Below are 23,332 nucleotides of genomic sequence, written 5' to 3' on the forward strand. Positions count from 1 at the left end.
CCGCATAGGGGGATCGATCACTGACGAGACAGGCTGTGGGGAAGCGGGGCTCGTTTGACTGAACCTTAAGATCAGCCAAGCAAAAATTCAACATTTGGCAAGACCGCGTCAAGCGGCAGCCTCGAGCACTCAGTGCTCCGATGCTTCCAATGCCTGCCGGCCAAGCGAGGGATCGTCGGTAAAAAAGGCATCGATGCCTGCCGCCAGGTGCGCACGAATCTCCGCGATCGATCCGTCGGCGTTGTACGTGGCCGGGTCCCCGCCGTGCCAGAGGCTCGTCGGCAGGAACACGTTTTCCGGCCGGAAGGTCCAGGCATGCACCTGCAGCCCGGCCGCGTGCGCCTCGCGCACCAGCGGCGTGGGTGGGCCGAGGCGGCCCTGGTCATCGAGCGGGAGGATCGTTCGCGCGTTGGGGCCGATGGCGTCGGCGTAGGTGGCCACCTCACGCAGGCCGGCCGGGGTGAGCAGGTCGGCGTAGCGCAACGCGCCGCCGCTGGCGGCGACGTCCCAAGGCTGCGCAGCGGGCTCGTCGATCAACTGCAGCAGGCGCACGTTCGGCAAGTCGCCGAGGCCGGCGCGCAGCGCACGCAGGTTGGTCAGTTCAAAGGACTGGATCACCACCGGCACGCTGCGCGTACAGGCATGCGCGCGCAGTGTGCCAAGCAGGCGCTGTTCCATCGGCAGGCCCTGCCGGCCGAACCAGGTGCCGTGCTTGATCTCCGGGATCAGGCCGATGGCGCGGCCACGTCGCTCATTCTCGACCGCCAGCAGCTCGATGATCTCCTCCAGCGTGGCCACCGGGTAAAGGCCGTCCTGGGCGGTGCCGCGCAGGGCGGGCAGCCGCTCGCGCGCGCGCAGGCTCTTCAGCTCGGCGAGGGTGAAATCCTCGGTGAACCAGCCTTCGAGCGGCACGCCGTCGACGTGCTTCAACGTCCGCCGGGCGGCGAAGCGGGGATGGTCGGCCACGTCGGTGGTCCCACCGATCTCGTTTTCGTGACGAGCGACCAGCACGCCGTCGCGCGTCAGCACCAGGTCCGGCTCGATCAGGTCGGCGCCGTCGGCGATGGCGCGCGCATAGGCGGCCAGGGTGTGCTCGGGCAGGTGCGCGCTGGCGCCGCGATGGGCAATGACCCGGGGGCGCGGGACGAGGGGGCGTTCGCTCATCGGGCGATCTTAGCGATCAGGCGCGGTCCCGACCGAAAGCCCTCGCCGCCGGTCCGGCGGACCCGCGGCGAGGGTTTTTCACCGCTTCGCTTCCAGCGACACACGGCGCAACGCATACAGCGCGCCGTCGATGGGTGCGGTGTAGACCAGGCACAGGCTGTGCTCGCCCTCCTGCGCCGGCAGCCCCGCATCGAGCTTGAACCGGCGCAGGCTGTGCGTGGGGTCGGGCAGCGGCAGGGTGGCCAGAACGGGGCCGTCGCAGCGGTCGGCGTGGACCACCAGTTCGCCGAACGGCGTGGTGTGCGGACGCGACACCACCAGATTCTGCTCGTGCGCCAGCTGGAAGTTGCGCGGCAGCCGCACCGCGTCCACCCGGATCGCTGCGATGCCGTCCATCAGCGTGGGCGGGAAGACCTGGCAGCTGTCGAACACGTTCACCGGGTACACCGGCTGCGTGCTCGTCGCATCCGGCATCGGCTGCAGGAGGAGGCGGAAGTCGCTGCCCGGGCAGTTCGCCAGCGCCGTGCCGGGCAGGGAAAGCAGGCTGCTGCGGTCCAGCACGCGCTCGCGCGGCGCGGCCAGTGCGCTGCCGTCACCGGCGAAGCTGGCGGCGCGCACGGTGGCCGGCAGCGCCACGTTGAACGGCGTGCGATAGCGCGGCGATGCCGGCGTGGGCGCGCTGCCGTCAAGCGTGTAGTGGATGGCGCCGAAGTCGACCTGGTTGGCGAGCGTGACCGTGGCCTTGCCGGTGGCCAGCGCCACGTTGCGATCGGTGCCGATGTCCACCGCGAAGGCGCTGTCTGCCACGTTGACGTGTTGCGCACGGTAGCGCGCCAGTTGGGCCGGCAGGCGCGCGAGGAAGCCCTTCCAGCCGTTGCTGGTGGCGGGCGACCAGGCTGCTTCGCTGAGCGCGTCGAGCCGGGGAAACACCTGGTGCTCCACGTGCGCCATGGTGGGCATGTGCTCGGTCCATGCGTTGGCCTGCACACCCAGCACGTGCTTCGCCTCCGTCGCGTTCAGCACGCCAGGCACGGCCTGCAGCGCGTACACGTCCTTGAGCGACTCCACGCCGAAGCGGCTGGCGTATTCATCGGTGAGGTCGCTCTGTACGTGGTCGAAGTACAGGCCCGGCGAGGGCGACATCACCACGTCGTGGCCAAGCAGTGCCGCCTTGATCGCGCCGTCGGTGCCGCGCCAGGACATCACCGTGGCGTCGGCCGGCAAGTTGTCGCCCTCGAGGATTTCGTCCCAGCCGATCAGCTTGCGGCCGTGCCTTTCGAGATATTGACCGACGCGCCCGATGAACCATCCCTGCAGCGCATCCTCGCTGGTGATGCCCAGCTCGCGCATCTTCGCCTGCACCGCCGGCGAGGCCTTCCACTGGTCCTTGATCGCCTCGTCCCCGCCGACGTGGATGTACGGCGACGGGAACAGCGCCATCACCTCGTCGAGCACGCGGTCGATGAAGGTGAAGGTGCCCTCGTCCACGTTGTACAGCCAGGGATTGATGCCGGAGTCGACGGACACCTGCGGCCGCTTGCCGGTGACACCGAACTGCGGATACGAGGCCACCGCAGCCTGCGCGTGGCCGGGCATGTCCAGCTCCGGCACGATGGCGACGTGGCGCGCGGCGGCGTAGGCGACCACCCGGCGGATCTCGTCCTGGGTGTAGAAACCACCGTAGCGCTTCGGCTCGCCGTCGTGGCCGGCATCCGGCGGCGTGCGCCAGGCGCCGATCCGGGTCAGCTCTGGATAGCGCTTGATCTCGATGCGCCAGCCCTGGTCGTCGGTGAGGTGCCAGTGCAGCACGTCGAGCTTGTGCTGGGCCATCTGGTCGATCAGCCGCTCGACCTCGGCCACGCTCTGGAAATGCCGCGCCGAATCGAGCATCAGCCCGCGCCAGGCGAAGCGCGGCCAGTCACGGATGGTCAGCGCTGGCAATTCCACCGCGCCGTGGCGCGCGTCGGGCGTCAGCAGCTGGTAGAGCGTGATCGCGCCATGGAACAGCCCGGCATCATCGCGTGCCGCCACGTCGATGCCCTGCGGGGTGACGCTGAGCGTATAGCCGCCGGCGTGCACCACCGCGGCTTGCGGGTCACGCCGCAGCCTGATCGCCGGCGCATTGCCGGCCTCGCCGGCGACGGCCAGCTTGAGGCCACGCGTGCGTGCGAGCAGGTCGACGAGGTACTGCCCGGTCTGCCGGGTGGCCGCATCGTGGCTGGCCAGCACCAGCGGCGTGCGCGCGTCGACCGTGAAGCGGCCCGGCTGCAGCTTCAGCTGCGCAGGCAGCGGAATCAGGGAGGGCGGTGCCGGCTCGGTCGCGAACGCCGCACACGGCGGCAACAGGACGAACGCGAACCACAGGCACGCCGCGCGGTGCATGGCGCGTCGGATCAGGGCACCACGGGACAAGGACGGTCGGCGCATCATCGGCATCTCCTTGGAACGGCCCAGCATGCCACCACCACGGCCTGCGCAAAAAAAAAGGGCCCGAAAGGTGCAGACCGGGCCCGAGCGGGGAGAGGCAGGCCATCCATGGCCTGCGTAAATCGCGGTGGATCAGAAGCTCAGGTGCGCGTTCAGGTAGTACTGCCGGCCGTTCTCGTAGAACGAGGTCGGAATGGTCGCGCTCTGGTAGTACTTGATCGTGGGATTGTTGAGGTTCAGCGCGTCGAGGCTGAAGCTCAGCCAGTCGGTGGCCTTGTAGCTGAGCGAGGCCGCCAGCGTGCCGAAGCTGTCCTGGTAGTACGGGTTGGTGCCGGACAGGCCGATCAGGAACGACGAGCGGCGGGTATAGCTGACACGTGCGCCGAACGTGTCGTTCTCGAAATACGCCCCGACGTTGTAGGTGTTCTTCGAGGTGCCCAGCAGGTGGTCGCTGCCGTCGGCCCAGGTGTAGTCCGAGCTGCCGTCGGCGTAGGTGTAGTTGGTGCTGAACCCGAAGTACTTGCCGAGCGGCTGGTCGTAAGCCAGTTCCACACCGCGGACCTTGGCGTCGGCATTGATCGGCATCGAGATCTGGTAGGTCTCCAGCTGATGGGTCAATTCGCTGAACAGCTGCTGGTTCTGCACGCCGTAGGCCACGTAGTCCTTCATGTTCATTGAGTACGCGGTGGCCGACAGCAAGCCGCGCGGCATGAAGTACCACTCCAGGCCGGCGTCCAGGTTGGTGGAGATCACCGGCTTGAGCTTCGGGTTGCCGCCACCGCCGGTCTTGTTGAGGTCCGAACCGTAGGAGGAGGCGCCCAGCGCCGAGTAATCGGGCAGGGTCTGGGTTTGCGAGGCGGCCACGCGCAGGACCAGGTCCTCGGCCAGGTTGAACTTGAGGTTGGCACTGGGCAGCACGCGGCTGTACTTGTTGTCGTAGTGGCGGCGGTCCCACGCACCGAACAGGCTGCTCACGTCGGGGCTGACCGTGTCGGCGAAGTAGGTGTCGATGCCCTGCTTGATGTTGACGTAGCGCAGGCCGGCGTTGCCGCTCCAGTTCTCGCCCTCGAAGTTGGCCTGGAAGTAGGCGGCGAAGTTCTTTTCGTCCACGCTCCACTCGGCGCCGTAGTTGTGGCGGCCGGTGGGACCGTCGTTGTTGGACAGCCAGGTGGAGTTGGCGACGATCGCGCTCTTCAGCGCATCCGGGGTGAAGTACCAGAGGTTGCGTGGGAAGGTGCCGCCGATGCCGGCAGCGAAGCCGCTCGGATAATTGGCGGTGGCGCCGTTCTGCAGCGCCGACCAGATGTCGCCCGGCGAGGCGCCCTCGGGCGACTGCGCTTGACGGTCATGTTTGGCATAGCGCACTCCGTAGTCGAAGGACTGCAGCACGCCGGCATTGAAGAACTGGGTGAAATCGGCGGTGAACCAGTTCTCCTTGTCGACCGCGCGGACTTCCTGGTTGCCCCAGGTGCCGAAGCCGGTAACGCCGGCCGGGCTGATGTCGCCGCCCACGCTCCAGTCGACCGGCGAGCTGTTGCCGTGGGTGGTCCAGCTGGCGCCACCGCCATTGGCGGCAGTCACCTCGGCGATGAACTGCCGCGGCGTCTCGCCCACGCCCTTGGTAGTGCCGGCCTGGAACTTGGCCGATACGTTGTCGGAGACGTTCCAGTCGGCGTCCAGGGTGTAGTACTGCGTCTTGGACGAGGCCTCGCGGTAGATCATGTCGTACACGATGTAGTTCGTGCCCGGCACGCCGGCGTAGGTGGCGTTGGTCAGCACGCCGTTCTGCACGGTGTAGCCGGGCTCGGGCGCCTGGCTGGTGGCGAAGTTGCCGCCCCACAGCATGAAGTTGCGGTTGTAGTTGTTCGCTTTCATCTTCGAATAGAAGCCGCTCGCGCCCAGCGTGAGGTCGTCGCTGGGACGGAACTGCAGCTCGACCAGGCCACCCTTGCGGTCACGCACCTGCTCGAACAGGGTCGAACCCAGCAAGCCCGGCACACGCACGCCGGCCAGGTCGGGGTTGCTCTGCGCCAGCGGGGAGGTCGGGTCGATCACCGCGAAGCCGCCGGGGATCTCCTGCGCCTCGCGCCGCAGGTGGCGCTTCTGCTTGAACGCCTGCACCAGCACGCCGAACGTGCCGCCGGTGTTCTTGTAGTTGAACAGGCCGGAGAACTGCGGATCCGTCTTGCCGGGCGCATCGGCATAGACGGCGCCGGCGCTGAGGTTGGTGGTGTACTGCTTTTCGAAGTCGAGCGGCTTGCGCGTGATGATGTCGACGTTGCCGGTGGTGCCGCCATCCTGGAAGCGCGCCTCGGAGGACTTGTGCACCTCTACCCGGCTGACCAGTTCGGACGGCAGCAGGGTGTAGCTCACGCTGCGGCCGACGTTGTTGCCCTGGCTGAGCACGAACCAGTCGGCCGAGCCGACGCCGTGGCCGTTGATCAGGGTCTGGGTCAGGCTCGGGCTGGTGCCGCGCAGGCTGACGCGGTCGGCCTCGTCAAAGCCGCCTTCGTCCGCGCTGGAGGAGCTGATGTTCACGCCCGGCAGGCGCTGCAGGGTGTCGGCCACGTTGTGCGCCGGCAGCTTGCCGACGTCCTCGGCGGTGACCACTTCCATGGTCGAGTTGGAGTCGCGCTTGATGTCGAGCGCCTTCTCCACCGAGCCGCGGATGCCGGTGACAGTGATCGTGGACAGCTGCTTGATCCTGTCCTTTTCGGCCTGGGCCTTGGAGGCCTGCGTAGCGGCGTCGGAGCCGGTGGTGGCCTGGGTCGCATCCTGCGCATGCAGCGCACCGGCGAGACACAGGCTGGCGAGAATGCTCGCGGCTAACAGCGTTTTGCGGTGTGACATGGTCGTCCTCCCCTCAAGAAGTCCAGCGCCGTGTGATGGTTGGGGCGCTGCCTGGTTGTATGGGCTCGCGCCCGCTCGATTGCAGTTGCTACCAGTCGATCTCAGCCGGCCACGACGTGCCCGGCGATGGCCAGGCCGGCCGCGCCGATCACGCCGTGCTGGCCGTGTTCCATCAGTCGTACGGGAACCTGCTGCAGGAACGGGCGCATCACGCCCTTGTTGAAGAAGCGCTCGCGGAACGAGCTGGCAAGCAACGCCTGGCGGATCTGCGGCAGGATGCCGCCGGCGAGGAACACACCGCCGCGCGCGCCATAGAGCAGCACCAGGTCGGCGGCGAAGCTGCCGAGCAGGCCGCAGAAGACCTCCAGTGCCTCGACCGCCGAGGGGTCGCTGCGCATGAGCGCCGCATGGGTGATCGCATTGGGCTCTCGCAGTACCGCCGGGACATCGCGCAGGGTGCAGATGGCACGGTACAGGTTGCGCAGCCCGGGGCCGGACAGTGCGTACTCGAAGGAGACGTGCGAGCGCTCGCGCGCGAACAGGCGCAGGATCTCGATCTCGCGCTCGTTGCCCGGCGCCAGAGCGATCTGCCCCGCCTCGGTGGCGAGCACCGTCGCGTGCGGCTGACCCGGCAGCAGCACCGCCGAGCCCAGCCCAGTGCCCGGTCCCATCACCAGCACCGGGCCCTGCTGCGGCGGCGCACTGGTCTGGATCACCGGCAGCGTGTCGGCGTCGGTCAGGAACTGGGTCGCCCAGGCGACCGCCTCGAAATCGTTGATCACCGCCAGCTGGTCGAGCGCCAGGCTCTGCCGGATGTCACGGATCGATACCGGCCAGGCCAGATTGTCGTTGACGATGGCGTCGTCCAGCACGTAACCGGCGCTGGCCACCACGCATTGGTCGATCGCCGCCGGCACATCGAGGCAGGTGACGAAGTGCTGCAGCACGGCGGCGAGGCTGGGCCATTCGGCGCAGGCGTAGCGCTGGTAGCGCAGCACGGTCACCGGGCTGGCGCCATCGGGCCGGCGACTGAGCAGGCCGACGCGCGCATGCGTGCCGCCGACGTCGGCGGCCAGCAGCAGGGCTTCCTGCGGCAGGCGCTGCGGCGCACTCCTTGGGTTGGCGACCTCGGCCACGCGACTCCTCCCTTTTCCCCGTCCGCGCGGCATCTTGGAACGCCGGCGGGGCCGGAGTCTGGACAGGCATGACAACGTTGTCAACGCGTTTCGCCGACATTTCCGGAAAGTGACTTCACGCACTGCAACACGAGCCACCCTGATGACCCGCCACGACAAAATGGAATCCACGCGGAATACCGCTCCGGCGCTGGCTCGCGCCTTGCGCCCAAATGTCTTGCGCGGCATGGCGCAATGCATCAGGAGAAGGCGCACATAGGCCATTGGATGGGGAGTTTTCGAGGTCCATGCACGAGCCAGGCGAGGACATAAATTGACAACGTTGGCGTCCAAGGCCATAAAGCCCGGCGGGGGAGCGGCCGCGTCGGCGGCGCTCGCATTGCCAATGCGTTTGCCTATTCGGGAGAGCCGTCCATGTCGTCCACCACGCTAGCGGCCGGTCATACCAAGCCTTCGACACTGGGACCGATGCTCGTCATCGGGCTGCTGTTCTTCATCTTCGGATTCGTGACCTGGCTCAACGGGCCGCTCATCACCTTCGTGAAGCTGGCTTTCCAGGTGGAGGACGTCTACGCCTTCCTGGTCCCGTTCGCCTTCTACATTTCCTACCTGGTCTTCTCGCTGCCGGCGTCGGTGGTGTTGCGGCGCACGGGCATGAAAAAGGGCATGGCGCTGGGCCTGTTCGTGATGGCGGTTGGTGCGCTGGCCTTCGGCCAGTTCGCCACCATGCGCGTGTTCGCCGGCGCGCTGGTCGGCCTGTTCGTGATCGGCGCGGGACTGTCCATCCTGCAGACCGCCTCCAACCCCTACATCAGCATCCTCGGGCCGATCGAGAGCGCCGCCCAGCGCATCGCCATCATGGGCATCTGCAACAAGTTCGCCGGCATCCTGGCGCCGATCGTGATCGGTTCGCTGGTGCTCTCGGGCATCGGCGACATCGATGCCCGGGTGCACGCGGCGGCCACTCCGCAGGCGCGCGAGGCGTTGCTGAATGCATTCGCCGCCAAGGTCCACGCGCCCTACCTGGGCATGGGCGTGCTGCTGGCCGTGCTGGCGGTGTGGATCCTGCGCTCGTCGCTGCCGGAGATCCGGCCGGCCAGCGCCAACAGCGAGGCGCCGACCGGCCAGGCGGGCAGCAGCATCCTGGGCTTTCCGCACCTGTGGCTGGGCGTGCTCTGCCTGTTCCTCTACGTCGGCGTGGAGGTGATGGCCGGCGACGCGATCGGCACCTACGGCGCCGGCTTCCACCTCCCGCTGGACCAGACCAAGTTCTTCACCGCCTTCACCCTGGGCGGCATGCTGCTGGGCTACCTGGCCGGGCTGGTGCTGATCCCGCGCTTCGTCTCCCAGCAGCGCTACCTGGCGGTGTCGGCGGTACTGGGCGTGCTGTTCAGCGCGTGCGCGTACGCCACTCACGGCTACCTTTCGGTGGGCTTCGTGGCGGCGCTGGGGTTCGCCAACGCGATGATGTGGCCGGCGATCTTCCCGCTGGCGATCAACGGGCTGGGCCGCCACACCGAGGCAGGCTCGGCGCTGCTGATCATGGGCATCGCCGGCGGCGCGGTGGTGCCTCAGCTGTACGCGCACCTGAAGGCCTACTTCGACTTCCAGGCGGTGTTCGCGGCGCTGATGGTGCCGTGCTACCTGTACATCCTGTTCTACGGCCTGCGCGGCTACCGCGTGGGCCTGCGTGACGGCGATGGCGCGCACGCACGGTGAGGGCACCGCCACGCCGGCATGGCAGTGGGCTAGGATGGCGCGCCGATCCGAAGGAGAGCCCGTCCTTGCTGCACGCCACCATCAAGGATGTCGCCAAGCGCGCCGGCGTGTCGCTGAAGACGGTCTCGCGGGTCATCAACCGCGAAGCCTCGGTGCGCGAGGACACGCGCGAGAAGGTCGAGCGGGCGATCGAGGCGCTGGGCTACCGCCCCAACCTCTCGGCACGCAGCTTGCGGGCGGCACATTCCTATGCGATCGGGCTGGTCTACGACAATCCGAACGCGCACTACGTCATCAGCATGCAGAACGGCGTTCTGTCGGCTTGCCGCGAGCGCGGCTTCGGCCTGCAGATCCATCCCTGCGATTCGACCTCGCCGAAGCTGGCCGAGGAGCTGTGCGCGCTGGTGCGCCGCTCGCGCCTGGCCGGGCTGGTGCTGGCGCCGCCGATGTCCGAGCAGCCGCAGCTGATCGCCACGCTGAAGGCTCACGACATCTGCTTCGTGCGCATCCTGGCGGCACGCACGGACCCGGCGGACGGCTCACCCTGCGTGTGGGTGGACGACCGCGATGCCGCCTACGCGATCACCGAGCACCTGATCCAGCTAGGCCACACGCGGATCGGTTTCCTGTGGGGCGAGCCGCACCACCGCTCCAGTCCCGAGCGCTACCAGGGTTATGCGGACGCGCTGAAGGACTACGGGTTGCCGCTCAACAAGAAGCTGATCCTGCCCGGCCGCTACGCCTTCGACGACGGCTTCCGCGGCGCGCGCAAGCTGCTCGCGCTGAAGGAGCCGCCGACCGCGATCTTCGGCAGCAACGACGAGATCGCCGCCGGCGTGCTGGCCGCGGCGCGTTCGGCCGGACTGGACGTTCCGTGGGACCTGTCCATCGCCGGCTTCGAGGACAACCCCTTCTCCAAGCAGGCCTGGCCGGCGCTGACCACGGCGCGGCAGTCGACCGCCGAGATCGGCCGGCATGCGGCGTTGCGGTTGATGGCGGAGCTGCAGCAGGACGGCTCGGCGCCCGACACGGCCAACGAAGGCTTCGTGCCGGAGCTGGTGGTACGCGGATCGACGGCGCCGCCGCGCAAGGGCTGAAGCCTTTGCTGCGGGCAGGCATCCTGCCCTTCGACTTCGGCCCTTCGCTCAGGGCCAACGGCGCTCTCTCGACCGTTCGCCCTGGGCGTAGCGAAGCGAAGACGATGGGTCGCCACGATGCCGCACGCTCAAGCCCCTCTCCCTGCGGGAGAACGGTTGGGGTAAGGGCTCCGGATCGCCGCACATCCCGCTCCGCCCGAGCCCTCACCCGCCCCATCCTTTATCAAGGCGCGGGCACTCTCTCCCGGGGGCAGAAGGGTTCAGGCGCGCGGCAACCCCTTATATGGAACATTCCATGAAATCACCCCGAGACACCCTGATGTACCAGGAGGCGCACGCTGCCGCCGACGTGATCGCGCATCAGCTGGCCGCCAACGCCGGCGTGCTGGCCGAGCTGGGCGAGCGCCTGCGCGCGCAGTCGCCGCGCTGCATCGTCACCTGCGCGCGCGGCAGCTCCGACCACGCTGCGGCGTATGCCAAGTACGTCTTCGAGACACGCCTGGGTGTGGTCACCGCTTCGGCGTCACCTTCGGTGGCCTCGATCTATGACGCTCCGCTGCAGCTGCAGGGCGCGCTGTTCGTGGCCATCTCGCAGTCGGGCAAGAGCCCCGACCTGCTGCTCAGCGTGCAGGCCGCCAAGGCCGCTGGTGCCCAGGTGGTGGCGCTGGTCAACGACACCGACTCCCCGCTGGCGCAGGCCGCCGATACCGTGGTGCCACTGCATGCCGGCCCCGAGCGCAGCGTGGCGGCAACCAAGAGCTACCTGGCCACGCTCGCGGCGGTGCTGCAGCTGGCCGCCTGCTGGAGCGGCGACGAGGCGCTGCACACCGCGCTCGAACGCCTGCCCGCCGACCTTCGCCAGGGCTGGGAGGCCGACTGGTCCGCGCTCGGCGAGGGCCTGCTCGCCGTACACAACCTGTTCGTGGTCGGCCGCGGCTACGGCTTCGGCGCGGCGCTGGAGGCGGCGCTGAAGTTCAAGGAAACCTGCGGCCTGCACGCCGAGGCGTTCAGTTCGGCCGAGGTCCGGCACGGGCCGATGGCACTGGTCGGCGCGGGCTTCCCGGTACTGGTGTTCGCGCAGGAGGACGGTTCGCTGGAAGGCACCCTCGGCGTCGCCGCCGAGTTCCGCACGCGCGGCGCACGCGTGTGGGTGGCCGCACCCGGCGCGACCGGCCCCGACGCGCTGCCGCTGCCGGCAGGCGTGCCGGCGATCACCACGCCACTGCTCGCCGTGCAGAGCTTCTACCGCGCCACTGCCGCGCTTTCACTGGCGCGCGGCTACGATCCGGACGTGCCGCCGCATCTGCGCAAGGTTACGGAGACCCTGTGATGCCCGAACCCCTGCTCGCGCTCGCCAACGCCCGCGTGATGACCGACGAGGGTCTGCGCGACGACATCGCGGTGCTCGTGCGCAACGGCCACGTGCTGGCATTGGTCGACGCGGACGACCCGCGCCTGAGCGGGGCGCAGCGCCACGACCTCGGTGGCGCGCTGCTGCTGCCGGGCTTCATCGACGTGCAGGTCAACGGCGGCGGCGGGCTGCTGTTCAACGATGCACCGACCGTGGAGACGCTCGAAGGCATCGCCGCCGCGCACCGGCGCTTCGGCACCACCGGCCTGCTGCCGACGCTGATTACCGACACCGCGCCGAAGATGCGCGCCGCGCTCGACGCCGTCGACGCAGCGATCGCGCGCGGCGTGCCTGGCATCCTCGGGATCCATCTGGAAGGCCCGTTTCTGGCGCCCGCGCGCAAAGGCATCCACGACGCCTCGCTGTTTCGCACGCCCGACACCGATGACCTGCTCGCGCTCACCGCGCAGCGCCGCGGCGTGGTCATGCTTACCCTCGCACCCGAGCGGGTCGATGCGGGCGTGATCGCGCGCCTGGCCGCCGCCGGCGTGCGCGTGGTCGCCGGCCATACCGCCGCCGACTACGCCACCACGCGCGCGGCGCTGGATGCCGGCGTCTGCGGCTTTACCCACCTCTACAACGCGATGACTCCGCTGACCAGCCGCGAGCCCGGCGTGGTCGGCGCCGCGCTGGACGACGCGGCGAGCTGGTGCGGGCTGATCGTCGACGGCCACCACGTGCATCCGGCGTCACTGCGCGTGGCCATCAACGCCAAGCCGCCAGGCAAGTGCGTGCTGGTCACCGATGCGATGCCGCCCGTCGGCAGCACGCGGCCCGACTACGTGCTCAACGGCCAGACCATCACCGCGCGCAACGGCATTTGCATGAACGATGCCGGCGTGCTCGCCGGCAGCGCGCTGGACATGGCCGGGGCCGTGCGCAACGCGGTCAACCTGCTGGGCCTGCCGCTGGCCGAGGCCTCGCGCATGGCCAGCAGCTATCCGGCCGAATGGCTCGGCCTGGAACAGACGCATGGCCGCATCGCGCCCGGCCAGCGCGCCGACTTCGCGGTGCTGGACGACACGCTGGCGGTACGCGGGAGCTGGATCGCGGGCACCTATTACCCTGCATGACGAAAGGGCTCCGGCGGGAGCGGGTCGGACTGGTGCTGTGGCCCACCACGCGGCATACCGCAGTAGCGGGCGGTCCATCTGCGCCGCGTGGGCCAGCGCCTTGCCGTTGCGGAAGCGGGGCGCCGGCCAAGCCTACGGCATCCGGACAGGACGGCGCAGCGCCCGCCCATCGTCATGGCGATCTGCTACGTTGCCCGCCTTTCCTGATCGCCGCTGGACCTTCCGATGTCGCTCCGCCCGCTGTTGCCCCTGCTCGCCACCGCCCTGCTCGCCGGCTGCGCCGGCACCGCCACGAAGCCGGCCGTGGCACCGGACGGCACCCGCGCGGACGTGGCGATCCTGGAAACCACCGACGTCCACGCCAACGTGCTGGGCTGGGACTACTTCAAGGCCAAGCCGGACCCGACCGTTGGCTATGAGCGCACCGCCACGCTGATCCGCCGCGCGCGCGCGGAATTTCCCAACACGTTCCTGTTCGACAGCGGCGACACCATCCAGGGCACCGTGCTGGCCGACTATCAGGCGCTGGTCAAGCCGGTCGGCTGCACGCAGGAGCTGGCCATCTACAAGGCGATGGACGCGGTCGGCTACGACGGCGGCACCGCTGGCAACCACGAGTTCAACTACGGCCTGCCCTTCCTCTCGCAGGTCACCGGCACGCCGATGACGGTCGACGGCAAGGCCACGCCACGCTGTGCCGGCCCGCGTTTCCCCCTGGTGCTGGCCAACGTCTTCGACGCGCACGACGGCCAGCCCATCTTCACGCCGTGGACGGTAGTCAGGAAGACCATCGAGGCCTACACCGCCGACGGCAGCCGCATCGAGGTGCCGCTCAAGGTGGCCATCATCGGCTTCACCCCGCCGCCGATCCTCAAGTGGGACCAGCGCAACCTCAAGGGCAAAGTCACCGTGAGCGGCGTGGTGGAAGCGGCGCGGCGCTACCTGCCGCAGATCCAGGCGCAACATCCCGATCTGGTGGTGGCGATCCTGCACGGCGGCCTCGACACCGCGCCATACACCGGCGACATGGAGAACGGCGGCTGGTACCTGGCAGGCTTACCGGGCATCGACGTGCTGCTGCTGGGCCACTCGCATACCGAGTTCCCGGGCCCGCACTACCAGGGCATGAAGGACGTCGATGCCAAACGCGGCTTCGTGCGCGGCAAGCCGGCGGTGATGGGCGGCTTCTTCGGCAAGGACCTGGGCGTGATCAAGCTCGCGCTGCAGCGCACCGGTGGCCGCTGGGCGATCGACGACGCCGACACCCACAGCGAGGTGCGCCCGATCTGCCCGCAGAAGCATGCGTGCGTGCCCGCCGACCCGGCAATCGCACCGCTGGTGGCGCAGGCGCACGCTGCCACGGTTGCGTACGTGGACACGCCGATCGGCACGAGCACGCTGCGCCTGTCCAGCTACTTCGCCGACGAGGGCGACATGGCCGCGCTGTCGGTGGTCAACGCCGCGCAGCGCGACTACGTGCAGCGCGAGCTGCCCAAGCTGCGTCCGGAACTGGCCGGCGTGCCTGTACTCTCCGCGGCGGCCGCCTTCCGCACCGGCTTCGGCGGGCCGGACGACTACACCGACGTGCCACCCGGCCCGCTGACCCTGCGCAGCGCGGCAGACCTTTACTTCTACCCGAACACGTTGGCGGCAGTGAAGACCGACGGCGCCGGCGTGAAAGCCTGGCTGGAGAAATCCGCCGCGCGCTTCAACCGGATCGACCCGGCGAAGACCGGCGAGCAGAAGCTGATCAACAGCCGCATGCCGGGCTTCAACTTCGATCAGATCCAGGGCGACCTCGCCTACGTGATCGACGTCGGCAAACCCGTCGGCCAGCGCATCGAATCGCTGACCTGGCAGGGCAAGCTGGTATCGCCGCAGCAGCCGTTCATCGTCGCCACCAACAACTACCGCGCCAGCGGCGGTGGCAACTTTCCGGGCCTGGACGGCAGCAACATCGTGCTCGATACCACCGACGCCGTGCGCGAGATCGTCGCCGCCTGGCTCAGGCGCACCGGCACGCTCGATCGCGCCGACCTGCCGGCCGGTTCGTGGCACTTCGCGCCGATGAAGACGCGCGGTCCCGTCACCTTCACCGCGGCCGGGGGCAAGCAGGCGATCGCTGCCATGGACGGCGTCACCGGCATCCGCCAGCTGCGCGCTGATGGCGACGGCACCGCCACCTATGCGATCGATCTGGGGGCGTCCCGGTAAGCCGCCGGCTTGTCGCGGGGGCGTCCGCCATCCGCCCTTCGGCCGCAACGCTACGTGCCCGAGTCTTTCCCCGCGAACGCGGTGAAGGGGCCGACAGGCGGATGCGGGGCTCCCAGGTGGCGTGCCCAGCAGCTGCGTTGACGCCGCCCGCTCGTGCCACGTAACGTCCACACCCATGTCGCCGTTTTCCACCCGCGCCCGCGTACTCCCCGCCCCGGCTCAGCCGGGCATGGCCGCGCGCGGCGGCGCCCTCGCGCCATCCGTCACCGCCACGAGCATTACCACCACGACCACTGCCTGGTCCGGGTGGATGTCCGTGCGCGCATAAGTTCCATCACGCAACGGCCCCGCCCTCGACGAGGCGGGCCGGCATGCAGCACTGACCGAAACCGTCGCGCGAGCCAGGGGCCTCTACCCAAGGAGGCTCACGTGGACATCCCCGCTTCATCCGTCGAACCCTCGCGGCCACGGCCGCGTACCGCCGCCTTGCCCACGCGCACGCTGGCGCTGGGCGTGATCGGCCCCGGACGTGTCGGTGGCGCGCTGCTCGAACAGCTGCGCGCGGCGCGCACGCGCCTGGCCACGCAGCTTGGCCTCGCACTCGAGCTGCGCGGCGTGGCCACCCGCCATCGCATGTGGCTGGACTGCGACGATCCACAGCTCGACCGCCGCGCCGGCGCACAGACCTGGCGCCCGGCCAGCCTGGACGCCTTCGCGGCCCACGTGCGCGGGCTCGACGGCCCGGCGGTGCTGGTCGATTGCAGCGCCAGCGAGGCCGTGGCGGACCGCTACGCCGACTGGCTCTGCACCGGCCTGCACGTGGTCACCCCCAACAAGCTCGCCGGCAGCGGCCCGCTTCCGCGCTGGCAGGCGATCCGCGCCGCGGTGGCGGCTGGCTCTTCGCGCTGGCGCCACGAAGCCACGGTCTGCGCCGGCCTGCCGGTGATCCAGACGCTGCGCGACCTGCTCGACACCGGCGACACCCTGCATGCGATCGACGGCATGCTCTCGGGCACGCTGGCCTGGCTGTGCAGCCGGCATGATGGCGCGCAGCCGTTCTCCATGCTGCTGCGCGAGGCACACGCGCAGGGCTATACCGAGCCCGATCCGCGCGAGGACCTCTCCGGCACCGACGTGGCGCGCAAGCTGGTGATCCTGGCGCGCGAAGCCGGCTGGTCGCTGTCGCTGGAGGATGTGGAGGTGGAAAGCCTGGTGCCGCCGGCGCTCGCCGCGCTTTCCACCGATGCCTTTCTCGATCGCCTCGGCCAAGGTGGCCTGGCCGGGTTGGATATCCCGCTGGCCGAGCGTCTCGCCCGCGCACGCGCGGCCGGCTGCCGGCTGCGCCACGTCGCCAGCCTCGACACCCACGGCCGGGCGAGGGTGCGGCTCGAAGCGCTTCCCGCGCATCATCCGTTCGCGCACTCCCGGCTCACCGACAACATCGTGCAGCTGCGCAGCGCCCGCTACTGCGACAATCCGCTGATCGTGCAGGGTCCCGGCGCCGGCCCGCAGGTCACCGCCGCCGGCGTGTTCGCCGACGTGCTGCGCATCGCCGAGGCCCAGGAAGCACGCGCATGAACCTCACCAAGGAATCGCCCATGTCGTCCGCCCGCACCGCCAGCGCCTTCGCCCCCGCCTGCGTGGGCAACGTAGGCGTGGGTTTCGACATCCTGGGCCACACCCTGGCCGGCGCCGGCGACCGCGCGCAGGTGACGTGCATCGACGAGCCGGTCGTGCGCATCACCGCCATCGAGGGCGTGGTATCGGGGCTGCCGCGGGAGGCCGGACGCAACACGGCCGGCGCCGCGCTGGTCGCGTTGCGCCACGCGCTGCAGCTGCAGCACGGCTTCGAACTGACCCTGCACAAGGGCATCGCGCTGGGTTCGGGCATGGCCGGCTCGGCAGCCTCCTGCGTGGCTGCGCTGGTCGCCGCCAATGCGCTGCTGGACGCGCCGCTGCCACGTGAGGCGCTGTACGGCTTCGCCATGGACGGCGAAGCGGTGGCCAGTGGCGGTCGCCACGGCGACAACGTCGGTCCGCAGCTGATCGGCGGGCTGGTGCTGGCCACCGCGTCGCGGCTGGTGCGCATCCCGGTACCGGCACACTGGCACTGCGCTCTGGTGCATCCGCACTGCGTGCTGGAGACGCGCCGGGCGCGCGCGGCGTTGGCCGGGGCCTATGCCCTGCACGATTTCGTTGCGCAGAGCGCCAATTTGGCCCAGGTGATCGCCGGTTGCTGGCGCGGCGACGCCACGCTGGTGCGCGAAGGCCTGAAGGACGTGCTGGTCGAGCCACGGCGCGCGCCGCTGGTGCCGAACTTCGCCCGCGTGCAGCAGGCCGCGTTCGACCACGGCGCGCTCGGCGCGAGCATCTCCGGCGCGGGCCCCAGCGTGTTCGGCTGGTTCGAGGACGCCCGCGCCGCGCACGCTGCCGCCGAGGCGATGCGCGCGGCGTTCGCCGAGGCCGGGTTGGGTAGCGACGTGCTGGTCGGCCCCATCGACGGTCCCGCAGCCGAGGTACTCGCATGAGCGCGCTGCGCTACGCCAGCACGCGCGGCCGTGCACCCGCAGTTGGCCTGAGCAGGGCGATCGCCGCCGGCCTCGCGCCCGACGGCGGGCTCTACGTCCCGGAACACCTGCCCACGCTCGACCCGCGCGCGTTCGATCCGCGCGGCGACCTGGCCGCCATCGCGACCACGTTGCTAGCACCGTTCTTCGCCGGCGACGCGCTGGCTGGCGCATTGCCGGCGATCTGCGCCGAGGCGTTCACCTTCGAGGCGCCGCTGCGCCCGCTCGCACGTCCGGATGCCCTGCTGCTCGAGCTGTTCCACGGCCCGACCGCCGCCTTCAAGGACTTCGGCGCGCGCTTCCTCGCCGCCTGCCTGCGCCGCCTGCGCGGCGAGGTGGCCCCGCCGCTGACCATCCTGGTCGCCACCTCCGGCGATACCGGCGCCGCGGTGGGCGCCGCGTTTCATGGGCAACCGGACCTGCGCGTGGTGATCCTCTATCCCGACGGCCGCGTGTCGCCGCGCCAGGCCCACCAGCTGGGCAGCTTCGGCGGCAACGTGCAGGCGCTGCGCGTGGCAGGCAGCTTCGACGACTGCCAGCGCATGGTGAAGGCTGCGCTCAACGACGCCGAGCTGCAGCGCGAGGTACCGCTCAGCTCGGCCAACAGCATCAGCCTGGGCCGCCTGCTGCCGCAGATGGGCTACTACGCGCATGCCTCCCTGGGCTGGTGGCGCACGCACGGCATGCCGCTGGACTTCATCATCCCCACCGGCAACCTCGGCAACGCGCTGGCCTGCATCTGGGCGCGCGCCATGGGCCTGCCGATCGGCGAGGTGCGCCTGGCCTGCAACGCCAACGCCGCGCTGCCGGATTTCTTCGCCGGCGGCGACTACCGTCCGCGCGATGCCGTGGCCACGCTCGCCAACGCGATGGACGTGGGTGCGCCGAGCAACTTCGAGCGCTTGCGCTGGACCTACCGCGACGACGATGCCGCGTTGCGCGCTGCGCTGCGGGCGCAATGCGTGAGCGACGAGGAGATACGTACGACCCTGCTGCGCCATGCGCGTGGGCAGATCGGAGTGGTTTGCCCCCACACCGCCACCGCGCTGGCAGTGCTCGATCGCGAACCGGTACGCGGGGACAAGGCCTGGTGCGTCGTCTCGACAGCCCATCCGGCCAAGTTCGAGAGCGTGCTGGAACCGTTGCTGGGGTGCCCGCTGCCCGTGCCACCGCCGCTGGCCGCGATGCTCGAACGTTCTCCGCAGGCCGAGCCCATCGCCGCCGACGAAGCTGCTTTTGGCCACTGGCTGCGCGACTGGACCGCGTGACGCCACGCGCCACGTCCGGACGTATGGACGTCCAGACATCCGTTTTTGCAGCATAGAACGAACCGTCATAAGAAAGCGCTTGACACGCCCGCACGGCCGCACCTAAGGTCGACGACATGCCGCATCGCAACAGCCAGCGTCGCATTGCCCCGACGGATCGCCTCCCGGTGATCGCGGGCCTCGCGTCGCTTCGCGGCCAGCTCCTTCTTGCCCTCGTACTCGTCCTCCTCATTACCAACGGAGGTGCGGGCTGAGGCGTGTCCAGGTAACGAAGAATCCGACCTGACAAACCTGAAACCCCGCACCCGGCAACGGTTGCGGGGTTTCTTTTTGCCTCGGCTCCACCCAACGGAGCCCATGCGATGAAACCAGACACAGCAGGAACGAAGCCGACGCAGGCCGACGAGCCACGCGTTCGGATCTTCGACACCACCTTGCGCGACGGCGAGCAGGCGCCCGGCTTCGCGCTGGATCGCAAGGCGAAATTGCGCATCGCACAATCGCTCGAGACACTCGGCGTGGACGTAATGGAGGCGGGCTTTCCGCAGGCATCGGAGGAGGACTTCGCGGCCGTACGGGAAATCGCGCGCCAGGTGCGCCAGAGCACCATCTGCGCGTTGGCGCGCTGCCAGCGCGGCGACATCGAGCGTGCGGCGCAGGCGCTGGAAGGCGCGCAGCGCGGGCGCATCCACCTGTTCCTCTCGACCAGCCCGCTGCATCGCGAGCACAAGCTCAACATGAGCCGTGCGCAGGTGCTGGACGCGGCGGTGGCCGCGGTGACGCGGGCGCGCGGGCTGTGCGACGAGGTCGAGTTTTCCGCGGAGGACGCGTTGCGTACGGAGCCGCAGTTCCTGGCCGAGGTGTTCGCCGCGGTGGCGGTGGCCGGTGCAGGTACGCTCAACGCGCCGGACACGGTGGGCTATGCCACGCCCTCGGAAGTGGCATCCCTGTTCACCTATCTGCGCAAATGCATACCGGACGAGTCGGTAGTGTTCTCCGCGCACTGCCACGACGACCTCGGGCTGGCCGTGGCCAACACGCTGGCCGCGGTAGGCGCGGGTGCACGGCAGGTGGAATGCACCATCAACGGCATCGGCGAACGCGCCGGCAATGCCGCGCTGGAGGAAATCGTGATGGCGCTGCGCGTGCGCGCGCCGTACTTCGGCCTGGCCACGCGCATCGACACGCGGCGGCTGCACGCCACCTCGCGGCTGCTCGGCGAACTCACCCGCCAGCCGGTGCCGCGCAACAAGGCGATCGTCGGCGCCAACGCTTTCGCGCACGAGTCGGGCATCCACCAGCACGGCGTGCTGAGGCATCGCGGCACCTACGAGATCATGCGGCCGCAGGACGTCGGCGCCGACGATGCGCCGCTGGTGCTCGGCCGCCACTCCGGCCGGCATGCGCTGCGCCAGCGCCTGGCCGCGCTCGGCCACACGCCGGACGACGCTGCGCTGGACGGCCTGTTCGAGCGCTTCAAGGCGCTGACGGCGAGGCGCAGCGAGATCCACGACGAGGACCTGGCCGCGCTTGCGCTGGGGCTCGATCCGGACGCGCCGGGTCCGTGGTCGATCGCCCACCTGCACAGCGCCAGCCTGCTCGGCAGCGCCTCGGCGTCGGTGCGGCTCAAGCACGAGGATGGCCGCACGGCGGCCGAGGCGGCGATCGGCGAAGGCCCGGTCGACGCGCTGCTGCGCGCGATCGAGCGCGCCAGTGCCTGTGCGCTGGAGCTGACCGGATTCCAGCTGCGCGCGATCCGCAGCGGCAGCGGCGCGCAGGGCGAGGCCCGCCTTACCGCCGAGCACGACGGCCGCACCTGGCACGGCCGCGCCGCCAGCACCGACATCGTCGAGGCCACCGCGCGGGCGGTGCTGTCGATCGTCAACCGCATCGCGCGCGAGGCCGAGGCCCGCCGCGCGTCCCCACCTGCCGTGCAAGGAGCCACCGCATGAGCGCTCCCTTCCTCTGGCACAACGGCCGGCTCAAGCCCTGGACCGACGCCACCGTGCACGTCGGCGCGCATGCGCTGCACTACGGCTCGTCGGTATTCGAAGGGCTGCGCGTGTACGCCACGCCACAGGGGTCGGCCTACTTCCGCCTGGCCGACCACACGCGGCGGCTGTTCGAGTCGGCACGCGTCTACGACATCGAGGTCGGCTACGGGCCCGACGAGATCGACGCTGCCTGCCTGGAGCTGATCCGCGCCAACGGCATGGGCTCGGCTTACGTGCGGCCGATCGTGTTCCGCGGCGCCGGTTCGCTGGGCGTGCTGCCGCAGGCGGACGGTCCGGTCGACGTGGCGATACTCGCCCTGCCCTGGGGGGCGTATCTGGGCGACGCGGCCGAGCGTGGCGCCGACGTGTGCGTGTCGTCATGGCGGCGGCCGGCGCCGGGCACGCTTCCCGGTTGGGCCAAGGCCGGCGGCAACTACCTCTCCAGCCAGCTGATCGCGCTGGAGGCGCGCCGCGGCGGCTACGACGAAGGCATCGCGCTGGGCCACGAAGGCCTGCTCGGCGAAGGCGCCGGCGAGAACCTGTTCCTGGTGCGCAAGGGTCGACTGCTCACGCCGCCGACCAGCGCCGGCATCCTGGCCGGCATCACGCGCGACACGGTGATCACCCTGGCCGGCGAGCTGGGCCTGCCGGTGGAGGAACGCGACCTGCCACGCGAGGCGCTCTACAGCGCCGAGGAGGTGTTCCTGTGCGGCACCGCCGCCGAGATCACGCCGGTGCGCTCGGTCGACCGCAAGCGCGTCGGCGACGGCATACCCGGCCCGGTCACACGCGCGCTGCGCGAGGCCTTTTTCGACCTGTTCGGCGGACGGACCGCCGATCGCCACCACTGGCTGACCCACGTGCACGATCCGGTGCGCCCGAGCGTGGCCGCCACGACCCGCGAGGAGATCCACGCATGAACCCGCGCACGTTGTTCGACAAGCTGTGGGACGCCCACGTGGTGGTGCCGGAAACGCCCGACACGCCGGCCGTGCTCTACGTCGACCTGCACCTGGTGCACGAGGTCACCTCGCCGCAGGCGTTCGACGAGCTGCGCGGCCGCGGCCTGGCCGTGCGCCGTCCCGACCGCACGCTGGCCACGCTCGACCACTCCACGCCCACGCTGCCACCCGGCCCGGACGGCCAGCGTCCCTACGCCAGCGCCGAGGCGCGCGCGCAGGTGGCGCAACTGGAGGCGAACTGCCGCGCGTTCGACATCGAGCTGCACGGCTGGGACAGCGCCGAGCGCGGCATCGTGCACGTGATCGGTCCGGAACTCGGCGCCACGCAGCCGGGCATGACCATCGTCTGCGGCGACAGCCACACCTCCACCCATGGCGCCTTCGGCGCGCTGGCCTTCGGTATCGGCACCACCGAGGTGGGCCACGTGCTGGCCACGCAGTGCCTGCTGCAGCGCAAGCCCAAGACGCTGGCGATCCACGTCGACGGCGCGCTGCCGCCGGGCGTGGGTGCCAAGGACCTGGTGCTGCACGTGATCGGCCGCATCGGTGTCGATGGCGGTACCGGCCACGTCATCGAGTACCGCGGCGCGGCGATCGAGGCGCTCTCGATGGAAGAGCGCATGACCGTCTGCAACATGTCGATCGAGGCCGGTGCGCGCGCAGGGCTGATCGCGCCGGATGAGATCACCTTCACCTGGTTGAAGGGCCGTCCGCGCGTGCCGCAGGGCGAGGCGTGGGAATGTGCCGTGGCGTGCTGGCGCGCGCTCGCCAGCGATGCAGGCGCAACGTATGACCGCGAGATCCGCATCGACGCGCGCGAGGTACGCCCCACCGTCACCTACGGTACGCACCCGGGCATGGCGATCGCGCTCGATGCACCGGTGCCCGCGCCGCGCAATGCGCCCGAGGCACGCGCGCTGGCCTACATGCGCGCCGAGGCCGGCCGGCCGATGCGCGGCATGCCGGTGGACGTGGTGTTCGTCGGCAGCTGCACCAACTCGCGCCTGCCCGACCTGCGCGAGGCGGCGGCCGTGCTGCGCGGGCGGCGCGTGGCCAGCAGCGTACGCATGCTGGTGGTGCCGGGCTCCGAGGCGGTGCGGCGTGCGGCCGAGGCGGAGGGGCTGCACGACGTATTCCACGCCGCGGGCGCGGAGTGGCGCGTGCCGGGCTGTTCGATGTGCATCGCCATGAACGGCGACCTGGCGCAGCCGGGGCAGCTCGTGGTGTCGACGTCGAACCGCAACTTCGAGGGGCGGCAGGGCAAGGGGGCGCGCACCGTGCTGGCCAGTCCGGCTACGGCGGCCGCGTCGGCGGTGGCCGGTTTTGTTGCCGACGCACGTGAAGTGCTGGCGGAGGTGGCGGCATGAGCGCGGGATCCTTGCGCCCCCTCCCCGCCGGGGAGAGAGCTGGGACGAGGGGCCGCTCTTGCGACACACCGACTACGGAGCGG

At 70.0% G+C, this 23,332-nt stretch carries 15 protein-coding genes; 11 read left to right on the forward strand and 4 right to left on the reverse strand.

Going from position 1 to position 23,332, the window contains the following annotated elements:
* Nucleotides 1-129: 129 nt before the first annotated feature.
* From BMZ38_RS12735 to glk, 4 genes are all read right to left on the reverse strand, one after another.
* Nucleotides 130-1,164, reverse strand: coding sequence for a glycerophosphodiester phosphodiesterase (locus BMZ38_RS12735; protein ID WP_091338224.1), 1,035 nt, complete (start codon nucleotides 1,162-1,164; stop codon nucleotides 130-132).
* Nucleotides 1,165-1,242: 78 nt separating this feature from the next.
* A complete protein-coding gene (locus BMZ38_RS12740) occupies nucleotides 1,243-3,594 on the reverse strand; it encodes a beta-N-acetylhexosaminidase (RefSeq protein ID WP_091338410.1) in 2,352 nt (783 codons plus the stop codon).
* A 129-nt stretch (nucleotides 3,595-3,723) separates the two neighbouring features.
* Nucleotides 3,724-6,441, reverse strand: a complete 2,718-nt coding sequence (locus BMZ38_RS12745) for a TonB-dependent receptor (RefSeq protein WP_091338226.1) — start codon at nucleotides 6,439-6,441, stop codon at nucleotides 3,724-3,726.
* Nucleotides 6,442-6,542: 101 nt separating this feature from the next.
* A complete protein-coding gene (glk, locus tag BMZ38_RS12750) occupies nucleotides 6,543-7,577 on the reverse strand; it encodes a glucokinase (protein ID WP_245747282.1) in 1,035 nt (344 codons plus the stop codon).
* Nucleotides 7,578-7,991: 414 nt separating this feature from the next.
* Here glk and BMZ38_RS12755 point away from each other — a divergent pair, with 414 nt between their 5' ends.
* From BMZ38_RS12755 to leuC, 11 genes are all read left to right on the forward strand, one after another.
* Nucleotides 7,992-9,296 carry a sugar MFS transporter gene (locus tag BMZ38_RS12755; RefSeq protein WP_091338231.1) on the forward strand — a complete coding sequence of 435 codons (1,305 nt, stop codon included), beginning with the start codon at nucleotides 7,992-7,994 and terminating at the stop codon, nucleotides 9,294-9,296.
* 65 nt (nucleotides 9,297-9,361) lie between these two features.
* Nucleotides 9,362-10,393, forward strand: a complete 1,032-nt coding sequence (locus tag BMZ38_RS12760; RefSeq protein ID WP_091338233.1) for a LacI family DNA-binding transcriptional regulator — start codon at nucleotides 9,362-9,364, stop codon at nucleotides 10,391-10,393.
* 283 nt (nucleotides 10,394-10,676) lie between these two features.
* Complete coding sequence (locus BMZ38_RS12765; protein WP_425431885.1) at nucleotides 10,677-11,723, forward strand: SIS domain-containing protein; 1,047 nt, start codon at nucleotides 10,677-10,679, stop codon at nucleotides 11,721-11,723.
* Nucleotides 11,723-12,877: an N-acetylglucosamine-6-phosphate deacetylase gene (gene nagA, locus BMZ38_RS12770; RefSeq protein ID WP_091338239.1), complete on the forward strand. Its 1,155-nt coding sequence runs from the start codon at nucleotides 11,723-11,725 to the stop codon at nucleotides 12,875-12,877. Before BMZ38_RS12765 ends, nagA begins: the two co-directional genes overlap by 1 nt.
* A gap of 225 nt (nucleotides 12,878-13,102) precedes the next feature.
* The gene (locus BMZ38_RS12775) at nucleotides 13,103-15,091 is read left to right on the forward strand and encodes a bifunctional 2',3'-cyclic-nucleotide 2'-phosphodiesterase/3'-nucleotidase (protein WP_091338243.1); all 1,989 of its coding nucleotides are present in this window, start codon (nucleotides 13,103-13,105) and stop codon (nucleotides 15,089-15,091) included.
* Between the two features lie 435 nt (nucleotides 15,092-15,526).
* Nucleotides 15,527-16,669 carry a homoserine dehydrogenase family protein gene (locus tag BMZ38_RS12780; protein ID WP_245747291.1) on the forward strand — a complete coding sequence of 381 codons (1,143 nt, stop codon included), beginning with the start codon at nucleotides 15,527-15,529 and terminating at the stop codon, nucleotides 16,667-16,669.
* Nucleotides 16,666-17,619: a homoserine kinase gene (locus BMZ38_RS12785; protein WP_091338250.1), complete on the forward strand. Its 954-nt coding sequence runs from the start codon at nucleotides 16,666-16,668 to the stop codon at nucleotides 17,617-17,619. The genes BMZ38_RS12780 and BMZ38_RS12785 overlap by 4 nt, the downstream gene beginning before the upstream one ends.
* Nucleotides 17,616-18,926, forward strand: a complete 1,311-nt coding sequence (gene thrC, locus BMZ38_RS12790; protein WP_175483773.1) for a threonine synthase — start codon at nucleotides 17,616-17,618, stop codon at nucleotides 18,924-18,926. Before BMZ38_RS12785 ends, thrC begins: the two co-directional genes overlap by 4 nt.
* 362 nt (nucleotides 18,927-19,288) lie before the next feature.
* Nucleotides 19,289-20,878, forward strand: a complete 1,590-nt coding sequence (locus tag BMZ38_RS12795; RefSeq protein ID WP_091338253.1) for a 2-isopropylmalate synthase — start codon at nucleotides 19,289-19,291, stop codon at nucleotides 20,876-20,878.
* Nucleotides 20,875-21,840 (forward strand): branched-chain amino acid transaminase, encoded by a 966-nt coding sequence (locus BMZ38_RS12800; protein ID WP_091338256.1) that lies wholly within the window; start codon nucleotides 20,875-20,877, stop codon nucleotides 21,838-21,840. Before BMZ38_RS12795 ends, BMZ38_RS12800 begins: the two co-directional genes overlap by 4 nt.
* Nucleotides 21,837-23,249, forward strand: coding sequence for a 3-isopropylmalate dehydratase large subunit (gene leuC, locus BMZ38_RS12805; RefSeq protein ID WP_091338259.1), 1,413 nt, complete (start codon nucleotides 21,837-21,839; stop codon nucleotides 23,247-23,249). The genes BMZ38_RS12800 and leuC overlap by 4 nt, the downstream gene beginning before the upstream one ends.
* Nucleotides 23,250-23,332 lie beyond the last annotated feature (83 nt).

The organism is Frateuria terrea (assembly GCF_900115705.1).
Classification (GTDB): domain Bacteria; phylum Pseudomonadota; class Gammaproteobacteria; order Xanthomonadales; family Rhodanobacteraceae; genus Frateuria_A; species Frateuria_A terrea.

Bases quoted from the DNA above. Each gene is read 5' to 3' on its own strand.
- nagA (WP_091338239.1), top strand. From the start codon at position 11,723: ATGCCCGAACCCCTGCTCGCGCTCGCCAACGCCCGCGTGATGACCGAC.
- BMZ38_RS12765 (WP_425431885.1), top strand. From the start codon at position 10,677: ATGGAACATTCCATGAAATCACCCCGAGACACCCTGATGTACCAGGAG.
- BMZ38_RS12745 (WP_091338226.1), bottom strand. From the start codon at position 6,441: ATGTCACACCGCAAAACGCTGTTAGCCGCGAGCATTCTCGCCAGCCTG.
- BMZ38_RS12740 (WP_091338410.1), bottom strand. From the start codon at position 3,594: ATGATGCGCCGACCGTCCTTGTCCCGTGGTGCCCTGATCCGACGCGCC.
- BMZ38_RS12755 (WP_091338231.1), top strand. From the start codon at position 7,992: ATGTCGTCCACCACGCTAGCGGCCGGTCATACCAAGCCTTCGACACTG.
- BMZ38_RS12775 (WP_091338243.1), top strand. From the start codon at position 13,103: ATGTCGCTCCGCCCGCTGTTGCCCCTGCTCGCCACCGCCCTGCTCGCC.
- BMZ38_RS12735 (WP_091338224.1), bottom strand. From the start codon at position 1,164: ATGAGCGAACGCCCCCTCGTCCCGCGCCCCCGGGTCATTGCCCATCGC.
- BMZ38_RS12785 (WP_091338250.1), top strand. From the start codon at position 16,666: ATGAACCTCACCAAGGAATCGCCCATGTCGTCCGCCCGCACCGCCAGC.
- leuC (WP_091338259.1), top strand. From the start codon at position 21,837: ATGAACCCGCGCACGTTGTTCGACAAGCTGTGGGACGCCCACGTGGTG.
- thrC (WP_175483773.1), top strand. From the start codon at position 17,616: ATGAGCGCGCTGCGCTACGCCAGCACGCGCGGCCGTGCACCCGCAGTT.
- BMZ38_RS12800 (WP_091338256.1), top strand. From the start codon at position 20,875: ATGAGCGCTCCCTTCCTCTGGCACAACGGCCGGCTCAAGCCCTGGACC.
- BMZ38_RS12795 (WP_091338253.1), top strand. From the start codon at position 19,289: ATGAAACCAGACACAGCAGGAACGAAGCCGACGCAGGCCGACGAGCCA.